Origin of the sequence: Bartonella sp. MM97QHHN (assembly GCF_042194285.1) — a bacterium.
In the GTDB taxonomy this organism is placed as follows: domain Bacteria; phylum Pseudomonadota; class Alphaproteobacteria; order Rhizobiales; family Rhizobiaceae; genus Bartonella.
Genome location: NZ_JBHIMS010000031.1, coordinates 95,151 through 109,637 on the forward strand (window position 1 = coordinate 95,151; position 14,487 = coordinate 109,637).

A 14,487-nucleotide genomic window follows, 5' to 3' on the forward strand; every position below is an offset into this window, starting at 1 on the left:
CATACTAATTTATAAAACATTTTCTGCTCCGTGAAAATAGCATCTTAAAATATTTTATGACAAACCTCTCTCAACAGATGTTTTTATTTTAATGAAGCCAGATAAGTCTTTACTTTTGCGCAATATTTCGCTGAAATAGAATTCATTTTTTTTGCAGCATGGCCTGCATTATATTTAAGGATTGTACCACATGTACTTCCACCACTGAGTTTATAGGCCCGTGCCAAATAACGCATACCATATTCAAGATTGGTCGCAGGATCATACAAATCCTGTACAGAACCACTAAAGCCCAACCCTCGTGCCGTAGAGGGTTTAATTTGCATTAAACCTATTTCGCCAGCAGCCCCCTTTATACCTGCCTTATAATTACTTTCAACTTTTACAACAGCATGTGCTAAATTAACGGGAACATTATATTTATTCGCAAGTTTCTGAATAAGAAACTCATAAGGACGATCAGGAATCTTAGAAGCAACAATCACTGAGGATTCTCCTGATTCCGCAACATTTAAGACACTATGAGTCCAACTTACATCAAATACAAAAAATACAGCACACGCTGTATTTAACAAGATTTTCAAAAATTGCATTTTCTTTCTCTTTACTCAAACATTCTCAAATTCTAGCTGCAAATAATTTGCAAACGTATTGTACAAAAAAAGAAAGCAAAAGAACGGCTTGAAAAAGGAAAGAGTAAGACAATTTCAAGATAAAATTCTGCAACAAAAGAAAATCTCTTTATGCACAAATTATAGATTTATCTATATCATAAAGTAAAAAAAATAAAGAGACTATAATTAATCTTATATCGTATTAAATAAAATGATATAATTTGTAAATTTCTGCTATCACTATTGTATCACTCAATTTTTATATTAAAAAAATAGCATCTTAAAGAGAGACAAGAACATCTTTTTACCGAAGATCCTCAATATCAAAAAAGTTTCACAAAAAATATAAACTGTTATCAACACTTCTCTCTGGTTAATAAACACCCACAGCACTCTTTATGTCCGATAAAACCCCAACAAATCATAAAACAAATCCCCGCTCCCATCATTGCGCATAAAAAATTCATAAATATACTAAAACCATCATACTCTTTATCAATTCAAAATATTGCAACAGACTTTTAGCTCTCAAGATGCCTCAAAGAAGCTTTTTACTTCTTTTTTTGAAAGAGCTTTTATCCACACAAGCCTCTCACTTGTAGTGCACAAGAAAGTGATTTTGATTTTTTCACCATGAATAAATTTAAAACGAGAGAATTTTGCAATTCTTAAGATTCTCACTTAATATGAAAATGACAAATTATCATTATAAAACAATATGCTAAAAAAGCTATATCCGTCTTTATCTCTACAACAAAGCTTAACAATTACTTTTGTCTGTTTTTTTGAAAAATGTTAGGAAACTCAATACCCCCAAAGCCTTTTAAATAAAAATAAACCCTCATCTTCATTCAAATATTTTTTCTTTGTCACAGACTACCATCTTATCAGCCTTGCACCTCATTTTCAGAAATCATACAAGTGGATAAATATCCTAAAATCCGTAGAACAAAGAAAGCTTAAATCCTTTAAAAAATTTTTATTTTCTCATATCAAATAAAAAAATAACCGGCATATAAAACACGGTTAACGTGTTTTTTTATAGTCAATACTGCTTTTGTCATTGTAGCGATTGATAATGCAATTAACTTGGACCAATACCCTTGATAGACTTTCTATCACTCCTGTAATGATTGCAACATTACCCTTATACTCCAATTGCTTACCTTTTGAGAGATAAATTTTGTTAATACCTTACAAATTAATTATCTCCTCGCACTTTTCAAGACTTCACGAAAAGCTCTTGCTCCTTAAAATAAAACCCAAAAGCGCGATTAAAAAAATAGCTAAAAATAAGCATTAGCAATGGAAGGACGAGAAATCGCTTTTGAAAGAGCCATAGCAACAGTTTCACCAGATTTGTGAGCCTGCTCACGACTCTGACCACTTTTAAAAGCAAGCGCAATTACATCACGACGCAGCTGCGCAATAAACACCTCTTGCTGTTGAGGACTCATCTTAGAAAGATGCTTGATAATATCTGGAAAAGATACAGACAATCTCTCTAACAACTCCTCCTCTGTTACATCAAGCTTCTGAGAAGAAAAAGAAGAGCGACCGGAAAAAAACTGATAAACAGCACTACTTTGAGAAGCAAAAAAGACAGCGCCAAAAATAAAAAATACAAATAAAATAAAAACAATACGACGCGAAAAAGATTCCATTATCTCTTACCTAAAGATCATAGAACACAAACATAGATTTCTTTTATGATTCTCCTTATAGCATTCAACGATGCTTCAATAAAGAAAAATCAAATTATTGAAAATGAATACGCTAACACTATCCGCCCAACAAAAACTGCCCCTCTATGTATTTAGGTAGTATAGGCGAAACAATAACAGATCTTACACTTCCCCCTAATAACACGCTACAACATCCCCCAAAACAATTATAAAAAGCCTGACTGAGGAAATCCTCAGTCAGGCCAGACAATCTAGGGGATCCACGCGGGGGGGGGGAGGAGGTTCCCCGATCGTCCTCTCACATCAACCACTAAGATAGCCGATGCAATATTCTTGCTATGGAACAAAATTCTTTAAACAACAAGAAATTCTTATCATCTTCTACGCAAAAAAACATAAAAGAGTTATAAATTGTTTAAAAATGTTTAAATTTAGGCAAAAAAAGTTTAAAATGACCCAATTTGAAGCAATTTTATTTCAAGAGGCATCAATTGGAATCTACGATCATTATAACTTTTAAATAGTTTCTTTCATAACTCTGATAATCATAATCAAAAAAAACCGTAATTTCTACGTATCCACCCTATAAAAATCAAACTATATAAAAGTAGAATCACTTTTCCAACAGCAATCACCACAAAAATAAAAATGTAGATTTTTAAAATCTTATCTATCTTCATAAAAAATTCTGTAAATGATTATTAAAATATTGTCGCATCTCTCATGTAACAATCAATGAAGAATTTAAACAGCTTAATTTTATGAAAAAATGAGAACTCTGAAGGTATTTGTTTCGAATCACGTCCTATAATCATTCCAAATAACGATAAACTATTTTACAATAACCAACAGGCTCTAACGCATTTTAACATAACAAACCGAGATCAATGCAGACCGTTTCTCTTAATCTCTATCATTTAAATGATCCCGTAAAATAATACACACAGTAGTTTCTATGCTCAAAAATTGTTATAGTCTGTTCTTCTAACGTAAATAATGCATTGATTTACAATCATAACTCATCATTTTACAACTTACATGAGAGATCTCAAGAACGTGAGATTCCCTTATTTTAAACCTTCGTCTATTGAATCAATGAATAGCCATACTACGGCACATCACAAACAAGAAAAAGCATATGGATAAAAAACATAAAACGATGATGCCCTATCAATTTTACGCTATACTAACGGGCTGCATCATAAAATGAGCAGTAAGCATAAAAAGAAAAAATCACTTTTGGCAAGAAAAATGGACTTATTTAATAACCTTCATACTTCTCATGATAAAGAGATACGAAACTTTAGTGTAATATCACGCTTTTCTTTTCTACTTTCAGCCACGGACTATCCATAGATTATCGTCAATCTTATTTTTATGAATATAATGAAAAACACATAGACAAACGTCATATATGAATGCTTGTAAGAAGAAATAAACGTAAAGTCAGATACGCTATTATAACCATTGTTGTACAAAATGTTTTTAAAATTCAGAATATCACTCCAATCCATTACTAATTTATGAGTAATTTTATGGCGTCATCTACCAAGCTTTTACGTTTTCTATTACTTGTAAATCAACACCTGCTCCTAACATGGCAATATGCTTGAGATAAAGACTAGAGCAAATGAGAACCATGTAAACAGTCCCAGCTTTTATATGCCCAATTAGAGTAAAAATATTTACGTCTGTTTGAGTAATCTTAAAAAAGCCATCATTTATTTTGAACGAAACATAAAAGCCCAAAGATAAAAACCTATTGCCATCTTTACCATCCCTTTCATTTGCCTTTACGACTTTCAAACACGCTCATAACGCTGTGTTTTAAATAATGAAAATCATGCATTGTCTTACCCTTTTACCCCTTCGTCTTTTTAGAGCATCTTTTTGCACCCCTCACTAAAAATTCCAAGGTACTTCTTATCTAAGCACCTGTTTAAAGAAACATCGTAAGATCTATTGGGTACCACCATTTTTGACATTTATGAAGGTATGAGCCATCACTATATTATATTGTGCGCTATTACATCATATCGCCGCCGCTCTCATATTTAGAAATATGTATTTCCTTTTACAAACGGTATTATTTAGATAAATATCTTCTCTTGTAACAAACAAACAGACTCTTTTGGATTCTGCAACAGGAAATTTGAAATGAAAAAATATTCCTATATTCGAGCCTCTCATTGAAATCTAAAAAATCAATATATTGGCTAATAAAACAAATATGATATCAAGACACCTTAAATAACGATCCTCATAGGCTTAACTCTATAGAAGATGCTTTCATTACACAGTACACAGCCACCAAGCCCCTGTAAAACACCAATACTCTCATATAAAAACATAATACAAATGTAAAAAACAATAGATTATCAATGATTGAATAAAGTTTTATCTCTACGCTATTCCTTAAGAAAAATCAGAGAATAAAGCAGGTCAACAAACGCGATTTATGCAAAATTGACTTGTTTATCTTTGATATCGTCAACTAATAAACGCGGATCACGAGCAAGCCAAAGCGTAACCATACCTTTCTCACTGTTTTCATTTTGTATAGGAGTAAGACAAACCGTTTGTTCTAGAACAAGTCTCGTATTTTTAAGCCATTGTTCTATTTGTAAAGCCGAAAATCCAAAACGCGTATGTGCTTGATCAGAATATGAAGACTCAATTTCATGATAACCAAAATCCACAATCAATAAACGTCCATGAGGACGCAAAACACTTGATATCTCATGAAGGAATATTTCAGGGTTTTCAAAAAAATGTAAAACCCAATGAAGAATAACTAAATCAAAAGTTGTATCTCCAACAGACAAGTGAAAAACATTGCTATCAAGCACGACTTGAACCCCATGCGTATAAAGATTAGAAAACAATTTTAAGATAGAGTCTTCACCTCTTCCAATATTCAGCATCGTCTGAAATGGTTTATCGCCAATGATTTCAAGTAAAGCGTTTTCTACACCATGATCTGCCATATAAGATGACCGTAATACATCCCGTTGCAACGCATTTTGTAAGAAATACTTCTTCCTCGTTTTTTGACGCTGCTTTTTAACATCCTTCAAACGTTCTAAATCATGCGCTAACAACACATCATTCTTTGGCAAAGCCGAAAGAACACCCATCACAATGTCTTCACCCCAAAAATCATGACAAAGCTTAAAATAAAGGCTATCCCCCTTCTGATAACGCTCAATCAATCGTGCTTCGTACAATAAACGTAAATATCGTGATATACATGCTTGCGACTGATCAAGAATAAAAATAAAATCAGGGATTGTTAAATCTTCATGATGTAAGAGCCTAAGAACACGTAAATGGCTTACTTCTGCGACCGCTTTCAGCAGCTCAACCATTGCATCTAAACTTGCACTTTTTTTCATAATTATCCCCTCAACATTCCTATAAACATTTGTTTATAGGAAAAAAATTCAAGTATACAACGCATATTCTCATCTATTTTGTGCTCTCTATTTTATCATACTATGAAAAAAATAGGCTAATGTAAAAAACGAACAGATCTTATCCATCTGCTTCTCATTATAATATTCATGATAAATCAATCCAAATCATTCTCTTACAGCTCATAAACAGAGAGGACATATAGATAAAAATATCTTTTATGCCCACCTCAAAACAAAAACTGTATACCATTGAGAAAAAATAAATAACATGATGATGCCAGCTTGCATTTTTATTAAGTAAAGATGGTAATGCTCAATGACCAGAGCATTTGTAGAAGTAGTGCTATACTCTTCATCTCCTCCTTTTCATTGCAATTTTACAAGAAATAACCGGTTATATATCATGATTAGAACAACCCTATTTAGGCTATAATTTCATAAAGTGTCTCTTACTCTTTTCAATGAATAAAAACTCCCACAGAGTACACACACTCTTTATTTATGAAATAACAAACGCAATAAAATACACTATTATTCCAACAAAGTTGAGATAAGATAAAAAATTCTAGCGTGTAAGAGGTTTATAATTTGCATGCTTAGGATTAAGAGATTCCGCCCCAAGACGACGAACTTTATCAGCCTCATATTCAGCAAAATTACCTTCAAACCATTCTACATGACCATCACCTTCAAAGGCTAAAATATGTGTTGCCAATCGATCAAGAAACATACGATCATGCGATATGATAACTGCACAACCAGCGAAATTTTCCAATGCATCTTCCAATGCACCCAATGTTTCAGTATCAAGATCATTTGTCGGTTCATCAAGAAGAAGCACATTCCCCCCCTCTTTTAGAAGTTTCGCCAAATGTACGCGATTGCGCTGCCCTCCTGATAAATTTGCCACCTTCTGCTGCTGATCTGCCCCCTTGAAATTAAAAGCCCCGCAATAAGCGCGGCTATTCATCTCATATTTGCCTAATTTAATAATGTCATTTCCACCAGAAATTTCCCCCCAAACAGTTTTATCCCCCACCAAGGAATCGCGACTCTGATCCACATAACTCATGTGAACTGTTTCACCGATACGTATCTGACCTGAATCGGGCTTTTCCTGTCCCGTCAACATTTTAAACAAGGTCGACTTTCCCATACCATTGGCCCCAATAACGCCGACAATGCCACCAGCAGGAAGTTTAAAAGAAAGAGAATCAATCAATACACGTTCACCATAAGCTTTAGAGAGATTATCAACCTCAATAACAACCTGTCCTAATCTTTCTCCAATAGGAATAATGATTTGCGCCTCTCCAGGACGGCGCTCACGTGCTGCTTGAACCAACTCATCATAAGCCTTAATCCGAGCTTTTGACTTTGCTTGTCGCCCTTTTGGACTAGAAGCGATCCATTCTTGCTCACGTGATAAAGCACGTTGACGCGCTGCCTCTTCACGGCCTTCCTGAGCCAAACGCTTGGCTTTAGCCCCCAAATAAGCAGAATAGTTCCCCTCATAAGGAATACCTCTACCGCGATCTAATTCTAAAATCCAACCCGTTACATTGTCGAGAAAATAACGATCATGGGTTATCAAAAGCACAGCCCCAGGATATTCACGTAGATGCCTCTCAAGCCAAGCCGTCGTTTCAGCATCTAAATGGTTTGTCGGTTCATCCAAAAGTAATAAATCAGGTTTTGACAAAAGCAATTTACAAAGTGCAACACGCCGCTTCTCACCACCCGAAAGTTTTGTTACATCCCCATCGGCTGGCGGACAGCCAAGAGCAGCCATAGCCATTTCCACTTGACTTTCTAAATCCCAAAGATTCTGACTGTCAATAATGTCCTGAAGCTGTGCACTTTCATCAGCCGTTTCCTCGCTATAATTCATCATCAATTCGTTATAACGCTCAAGAACTTCCTGTTTATCTGCAACACCTTCCATCACATTACCACGCACATCTTTGCTCGCATCAAGCAAAGGTTCTTGTGGTAGATAACCACAGCGAGCTCCTTCAGAAATCCATGCTTCTCCCGTATATTCCTTATCTAGCCCAGCCATAATACGTAAAATAGTTGACTTCCCTGCACCATTCGGCCCTAAAATACCGATCTTCGCATCTGGATAAAAAGACAAATGAATATTTTCTAGAACTTTTTTATTGCCGTAAGACTTGTTAAGCCCAGCCATATGATAGATAAATTGACGTGCCATAAATTTCTCTTTATATTATGCGATATTAAAGATTAGGATTTTGAAAAAACTGCTTTTGCTTTTTGAAACTGTACAGTAAATAGCACTTACGTCGTATCAAAAGCTTTCGCTCTATATTGGTACATTTTTTCTAATCTCACAAGCCCCAGTATGGTCCTGAATGCAAAAAAACATCCCCCTAAAGAGCAAAAAGCAAATCTTTTTAGCTGTACCTGAAACCTGTTATCAAACATTGCCTCTCTTTTCCATACCAGATATAACATTGTATTTTTATCGTATTAAACCGACTTATCAATGTAATATGGTACCACAAAGAAAAGCAATTCTCTATGCGCCTTCTTTTCTCGCTTTATGGGCTTTATATTACGCAGTAAAAAATCCTTCTCTTTTTTCATCGATTTTTTGCTACGGAAAGCAATGGACTTCACCCCTTGCCTTGATATGGCTTAAATTACGTTTACAAAACGACCGCCGCCTTATGGGATCTGACGTTCCAAGCCCAATGATCATGAAAGCTTTGCATCAACACGTAGCAACAAATGAATACAGTGCACTTCCCATTGGTACGTGGTTACAATTCGTAAAAAACTATAAAACCAATTGTAAAAACTTATCCATTCCCCTCTTTTGGCTTGATAATTATAAAAATAATATCAATATCCAGCATATCATTTCAAAACTTCAAGACGACATATAGCTTTTTAAAAATACGATAAAAGCTCATCTCGTATAGGAATATATTTATGGAAAAAAAAGCCTTAATCGTCATTGATGTTCAAAATGACTTCTTACTAGGTGGAGCACTTGCCGTACCACAAGGTGATGCTATTTTACCCGCCGTCAATAATCTCATAAATCATTTTGATCACATTATCTTAACCCAAGACTGGCATCCCAAAAACCATTGCAGCTTTGCTTCCTGCTATCCTGAAAAAAAGCCCTATGATACAGTCACTCTTGACTATGGTCCTCAAATACTTTGGCCTGATCATTGCATACGAGGAACACAAGGAGCAGAATTTCATCCATCTCTTAGAGTGGAAAAGGCACAACTTATCCTTAGAAAAGGCTATAATCAAAAAATGGATAGCTATTCTGCTTTTCTTGAAAATGATCAAAAAACACCAACAGGTTTACAAGTTTATCTTAAAGAACATGGTTTTACTAAGCTCATTATGTGTGGCTTAGCAACTGATTTTTGTGTCGGATTTTCTGCTCTTCACGCTATGCAATGCGGTTTTAAAGTCAGTGTTTCATTAAATGCCTGTGCTGGTATTGATGTAAACGGATCACTAAACACTATGCTTAAAACAATGAACGAAGCCGGTATAGAACTTTTAATGGTCTCTTAAAATATCCTTCTCTAATCTACCATTATAATACACTGATTTATAAAGGATAAATTATTTTGCACATATTTAAGTAAGAGTTCAGAATATCGTAAATTCTCTCATTTCAAACCTGTTTCAAAACCATTCTCTTACACGTTACAAAGAGAATCCAATGTATGAATAGAAATCATTCAAAAAAACAGCAAAAAGGCCTCTTATGAACCATTAATGCAAAAGCTTGTCATAATATTGAAAGCTGGTAAAAAGTATAGCATCAGCTTTCTGTCTTATATTTAGGTCAAAAAGTATCCTAGAGATTGTATATTATTCCCTTCATGGGTAGTATTATGCAATAAACTCAACTTAAAAAAACGCAAATAAGCAATAAAATAGTATTTTATTTTGCATAAAAGCCCTCTTTCTATTCAAAGATATGCGATAAACAAAAGTGTGAAAAAGGGAGAAATCTCCATTACTTAGATACAACATGTTTATCTAATTGACGATGCTTAAAACGAATCGAAGAATATAATGCCATTCCAATAATACAGACTCCCACAAGTCCTGTTAAAACTTCAGGAACCGATATAATCGTTTGCAGATACATAATCACTGCAAGAACTAGAATTGCATAAAAAGCACCATGCTCTAAATAACGATAATGCAATAATGTTCCTGATTCAACCAACATAATTGTCATAGAACGAACGTAAAATGCTCCGATACCAAGACCTATCGCAATAATAAAAAGGTTGTGTGAAAAGGCAAAAGCACCAACCACGCCATCGAAAGAAAAACTAGCATCAAGAACTTCTAAATAAAGAAACGCCCCTACTCCCCCGTGAGCTACTGTTGTTAAAGTCTTTTGAGGAGTATCCAAAAGATGACCGACAACTTCAACACCGATAAAGGTTAAAAGTCCATAAAGTGCTGCCAATAAAAAAGTTATTTTATTTTCTGCGTCAATCTGACCTGAAACCAATAAGATCAAAATCAAAACAATTGCAATATCAATTCCAACAAGCGCCCCAAACTTTTGAGCAGGTTTCTCTATAACATTAAGCCAATGCACTTCTTTTTCAGAATCAAAAAAATATTTTAAGCCAACCATCATAAGGAAAGTTCCTCCAAAAGCAGCAATCCCCATATGCGCATCGGTTAAAACTTCAGCATATCGATGTGGTTCCCATATCGCTAATTTGACTGCCGCAATTGGATTAATCCCAACAGCAACGACAACCACCAATAATGGAAAAACAATTCTCATCCCAAATACAGCTATCAAAATGCCCCACATAAGAAAACGACGACGCCACAATGGACTCATTCTACTAAGAACACGCGCATTGATAATAGAATTATCAAAAGATAAAGAAATTTCCAAAACTCCTAAAACAAAGCAAATAAAAAAATATTTAAGAAAACCAGTAATACTTTCCGTTTCAAACCAACCAATAACCCCTCCTAAAAAGACACCAATAATCGTGAAAAAAAAAGCAAACCCAAAATAGCGTAATAGGGCCATGATCATTCCTCAAAGTTTATTTTCTACTTCATCTAAGCACACCCAGTACCAATCCAAAGTTTGCATCTCTTTAAAGTTGCATCTATTAATGCAGAGGTGTATAGAATATATATGGTAAAGTTACATGAAAATTCTCTCAAAAAAAGCAAGAGACAAATGTAGCAACAAGGAATTTTGTTTTGAAGTGAATATCAATTGTCAATACAATAAGTGCAAGATTGCTTTCTAGCTACACAAATAAAAAAAACAACAAGAAATTAAAGCTATAATATTGACATTATATCATAGAATATTAATACATAGTGTGCTTTTATTATTTAATGATTTATACCATGATGATTTACCGAGGGAGATAATTCGTGGCACGTCCTGAAACTGAATCAAAAACCATATTTGGAAAACGTTTACGTTATGTACGTCTTGCTTTAGGCGATCCATCACGTGAAACCTTAGCTAAAAGTTTTAGCATGACAAAAAATTCCATTGCTTTTTATGAGCGTGGAGAGAGAGAACCCAATCTTAGTGTCTTACAAACATACCGCACGTTATATGGTGTCAATATTAATTGGCTTTTAACTGGACAAGGAAAAATGTTTGACACCGAATATACAAAAGGTGATTTTGACTGGAATTATTTTATTAAAAAAATCGAGGGGCTGGAAGAAACTCTTGCCGATAGTGATCGTAACGAAAAACTAAATCAAGAAAAAATCGACAGTTCTTATGAAAAATTGCAGCAATATTTGTCAAGACAAGGTTTATCAAATGGTTTTAACCCTAAAACTACAACCTCTCTTATCGATATGAAAGCTAAAATGGCCAATTCTTATACCCTTAGCTTATTCATTGATTTACTCATTCGAAGCGTATCCCAAAAAGAGGTTATAGCTAATCAATAAACGTCTATTTAAAAAGAAAAAACAAGAAATGATTAAACTCTACCAGTATGGAAAAAAGTATTTTTTACTTTATCCTTGCTGGTGAAATTTTATATAATTTATAAACTTTTTTCTGTAACGACAGAAAAATATTTGCGTTGTAAATGAAAGTATAGTGTCTTTAAATTAAAAAAAATAATTTTATAGTATAAAATTCTCATTCATATCTTATTGACAATAAATTTTTTCTTGTTAAAAGAATAATAGCTCTCATAGAAATTATTTTTTAAGGTCAGAAAATTTAAGGGGAATATATTGACGACTTCCTAGAGAGACATACATTAATGTTTACAAGCGGATTAGTTAAATATTTATCCTGAAAATTATCAGCTATTTTATGAGGTGGGAAGCATGTATTTTGAGGTGTTTCAAGGAGTTCACAATCAATGGTACTGGCGTTTAATCTCAGGAGATGCACAAAAAATTGCTTTTTCTAGTAAAGGTTATCCAACAAAACAAGATATCCTAATCAATATTGAGCAAATAAAAGAAATTACACATAAGGCTCTTATTAGAGAACTACAGTCCTAACGTTCTTTACCATTAAAACAAGCGTCTATTTTGTATAATGGTATGGTAGTCACTTTTGTGATAAATGAAAAGTGATTGATTTCCCCTCAATGAGAGGAAGTTCTGTATTATTTCTGACACTCACAAATAACAGTCATATTCTTACAGATTATATGTTTATTTTCAATCATACTCAAATCTCTATAGCCTTTATCAAAAAGAAAATCTTTTAAGTTTTGTATTTTTCATAAAAAATAAACGCACATGAAGAGAAGATAAATCATCAATGAGAAATATATTTACTCTACAAGATATTAATATCTTTTACGTTCATATTCCTCTTCTGTATCTGATAATCATAACTGACTTACCCATTTCATCTTCATAAAAAGCAAATATCTCTTTCTTTCTATTATCATGCAATTTTTTATACCTATTAGCTGAAACTATCGTAGCATTTATACCTTACATCTAAAAAGAACGTGCAAAATTGTTTCCAGTAATAATATAAAATTGCTGGATTGTATAGACGCGCTTTTTAATAACCAGCCTACCTATAAACTGGTTTATCATCATAAACTCTTATTTTATGATCAACGACGCTCTGTCTTATAAACTTAAATGTTGTCATAAAATCAGAGTAAACTTGAATATTCTCTTCCAATACAATCTCTCCATCAGCACCATAATTGGCTTCATTAAAGTTTATCTCTCTCGTCATTCCAATCTTCCTAACACATTTCCAAACCCTTTAATGCAAAATATGAATACAATCACTCTTTATCATCTTCAGATTTAAGCATTTTTTTATATTTCTTTTCATTTTTTTCATATTGCTTAATTTGTTTTTTCAGTTTTTCAATTGCTTGGTCACGTCTTTTAATCACCATACTTTGCTCTCTAATAGCCCTATCTCGTTCTTCAGTCATCTTCATAGAATCTCTTAAAAACTCATGCTTTATTCTTCTAGATTCCTCTTTTAAAATTTTCACTTGACTGCGATAATATAAAGAAAACCGAAATATAACCCCACTGCACAACAAAACAACAATCATTGCTCCCAATAAAATTTCGTTTACACTCATTTGGATCTCCCTTAATTGTCGCTCAAGTGATCATCTTGACCAATTTGTTTCATCCTCAATCAAAAAAAGAATGCAATAAATTGCATGTTCCAAGTGTGAACAGTCACTCTCGGCGTTCTTATTTTCTCCATTAAAGCATTGATAAATGACGCAAACAAATCTCTGAAAGCGGCTAAATCTACACTCACACCAATTATTTGCGACACGTTTATTGACACAAAATACAAAAAATAAGGAACGTCAAATAAAACTAACGACGCAATCCAATCATACAAGCCTTGCCCAAATCGTTCCTATCTTCCTTTTTTACGCCATGAGGAATGCGGCTATATATGAAAGTTTTTCATTATTACAAAAATCTTCAGTGTCACAAAGCACAGCATTTCTGTAAAATTTTTCCTTCCCACAAATCTTTACATCACCACAAACTAAAGCATCATTATAAACTCGAGCCTTTCTAAAATCACGAGTATCACCACAAAATTCAATACATTGAGCATTCAAAACTTGATCAAAAAAGACCGCATTAGCATAAACATATGCATCTCCACTCATATTCAAATAACGATAAAGTTCTTATTTTTCATAAACATGCGAACTCTTACGAACAACTAAACAACCATATGTTAATGCATTGTTATCAATAACAATATCATTATAAACACAGACTTCATTATAAACCGCAGCATCATAAAAACACATTCATCGCCATAAGGGCATTGATCGAATGTACAATTCTACCAAACAACCACCTTTGTGGATCAGATTACCTTCCTGTTTAATAAAATATCCAAGATCACTTTTTTGATATTTCCCATTTTTTTACGCATATATACGATATACCATCTGATAGTGATCTAATTTATTACAATAAAGAAGAAATCAGTATTCTTTGTCTATGCAATTTACATTTTTTCTACAGCCATTATCCTATCTCTTAAGGCTCTAAAGCTTCGTTATATTCACACACTACCTCAACGCAGAATTTTTTTTACAAATTCTGATGTTGGGGTATATCTTGATTTATAATGCTGCTACGTATACTATCATAGTGAAATCTCATAAACATACGAGTGTGTATCGCCCTTTCTGGTATACACATTTACTTTTTCACAACCGTGGAACTAAGCAACCATTTTTATTGATTCGAATCTGAAAGTGTATGGGG

At 33.6% G+C, this 14,487-nt stretch carries 14 protein-coding genes; 4 read left to right on the forward strand and 10 right to left on the reverse strand.

Going from position 1 to position 14,487, the window contains the following annotated elements:
* Nucleotides 1-83: 83 nt before the first annotated feature.
* From ACFIJW_RS01485 to ettA, 5 genes are all read right to left on the reverse strand, one after another.
* Nucleotides 84-593, reverse strand: coding sequence for a lytic transglycosylase domain-containing protein (locus tag ACFIJW_RS01485; RefSeq protein ID WP_375633015.1), 510 nt, complete (start codon nt 591-593; stop codon nt 84-86).
* Between the two features lie 1,307 nt (nt 594-1,900).
* Nucleotides 1,901-2,278 (reverse strand): hypothetical protein, encoded by a 378-nt coding sequence (locus ACFIJW_RS01490; RefSeq protein ID WP_375618214.1) that lies wholly within the window; start codon nt 2,276-2,278, stop codon nt 1,901-1,903.
* Nucleotides 2,279-3,844: 1,566 nt separating this feature from the next.
* Nucleotides 3,845-4,105 carry a hypothetical protein gene (locus ACFIJW_RS01495; protein ID WP_375633017.1) on the reverse strand — a complete coding sequence of 87 codons (261 nt, stop codon included), beginning with the start codon at nt 4,103-4,105 and terminating at the stop codon, nt 3,845-3,847.
* Nucleotides 4,106-4,755: 650 nt separating this feature from the next.
* Entirely contained in the window at nt 4,756-5,694 is a 939-nt protein-coding gene (locus tag ACFIJW_RS01500; RefSeq protein ID WP_375633019.1) for an ArsR/SmtB family transcription factor, read from the reverse strand.
* Nucleotides 5,695-6,280: 586 nt separating this feature from the next.
* Complete coding sequence (ettA, locus tag ACFIJW_RS01505; protein WP_375633021.1) at nt 6,281-7,930, reverse strand: energy-dependent translational throttle protein EttA; 1,650 nt, start codon at nt 7,928-7,930, stop codon at nt 6,281-6,283.
* Between the two features lie 160 nt (nt 7,931-8,090).
* On the opposite strand from ettA, the gene ACFIJW_RS01510 reads away from it, so the two are divergent.
* Together ACFIJW_RS01510 and pncA are read left to right on the forward strand one after the other, a co-directional pair.
* Nucleotides 8,091-8,627 carry a hypothetical protein gene (locus tag ACFIJW_RS01510; protein ID WP_375618210.1) on the forward strand — a complete coding sequence of 179 codons (537 nt, stop codon included), beginning with the start codon at nt 8,091-8,093 and terminating at the stop codon, nt 8,625-8,627.
* A 46-nt stretch (nt 8,628-8,673) separates the two neighbouring features.
* Nucleotides 8,674-9,282, forward strand: a complete 609-nt coding sequence (pncA, locus tag ACFIJW_RS01515) for a bifunctional nicotinamidase/pyrazinamidase (RefSeq protein ID WP_375618209.1) — start codon at nt 8,674-8,676, stop codon at nt 9,280-9,282.
* A gap of 451 nt (nt 9,283-9,733) precedes the next feature.
* Here the strand turns inward: pncA and ACFIJW_RS01520 are convergent, their stop codons facing one another.
* On the reverse strand, nt 9,734-10,786 hold the full coding sequence (locus ACFIJW_RS01520; RefSeq protein ID WP_375633023.1) for a DUF475 domain-containing protein: 1,053 nt from the start codon (nt 10,784-10,786) through the stop codon (nt 9,734-9,736).
* A gap of 359 nt (nt 10,787-11,145) precedes the next feature.
* On the opposite strand from ACFIJW_RS01520, the gene ACFIJW_RS01525 reads away from it, so the two are divergent.
* A complete protein-coding gene (locus tag ACFIJW_RS01525; RefSeq protein ID WP_375611979.1) occupies nt 11,146-11,685 on the forward strand; it encodes a helix-turn-helix domain-containing protein in 540 nt (179 codons plus the stop codon).
* 390 nt (nt 11,686-12,075) lie between these two features.
* The gene (locus tag ACFIJW_RS01530; protein WP_142416545.1) at nt 12,076-12,255 is read left to right on the forward strand and encodes a DUF1508 domain-containing protein; all 180 of its coding nucleotides are present in this window, start codon (nt 12,076-12,078) and stop codon (nt 12,253-12,255) included.
* Between the two features lie 529 nt (nt 12,256-12,784).
* On the opposite strand, the gene ACFIJW_RS01535 is transcribed toward ACFIJW_RS01530, so the two are convergent.
* From ACFIJW_RS01535 to ACFIJW_RS01550, 4 genes are all read right to left on the reverse strand, one after another.
* Nucleotides 12,785-12,955 (reverse strand): hypothetical protein, encoded by a 171-nt coding sequence (locus ACFIJW_RS01535; RefSeq protein ID WP_375621377.1) that lies wholly within the window; start codon nt 12,953-12,955, stop codon nt 12,785-12,787.
* Nucleotides 12,956-13,007: 52 nt separating this feature from the next.
* Nucleotides 13,008-13,319: a hypothetical protein gene (locus ACFIJW_RS01540; protein WP_375613354.1), complete on the reverse strand. Its 312-nt coding sequence runs from the start codon at nt 13,317-13,319 to the stop codon at nt 13,008-13,010.
* A gap of 306 nt (nt 13,320-13,625) precedes the next feature.
* Nucleotides 13,626-13,874 carry a hypothetical protein gene (locus ACFIJW_RS01545; RefSeq protein WP_375633025.1) on the reverse strand — a complete coding sequence of 83 codons (249 nt, stop codon included), beginning with the start codon at nt 13,872-13,874 and terminating at the stop codon, nt 13,626-13,628.
* Nucleotides 13,875-13,895: 21 nt separating this feature from the next.
* Entirely contained in the window at nt 13,896-14,021 is a 126-nt protein-coding gene (locus tag ACFIJW_RS01550; RefSeq protein ID WP_375613352.1) for a hypothetical protein, read from the reverse strand.
* Between the last annotated feature and the right edge of the window lie 466 nt (nt 14,022-14,487).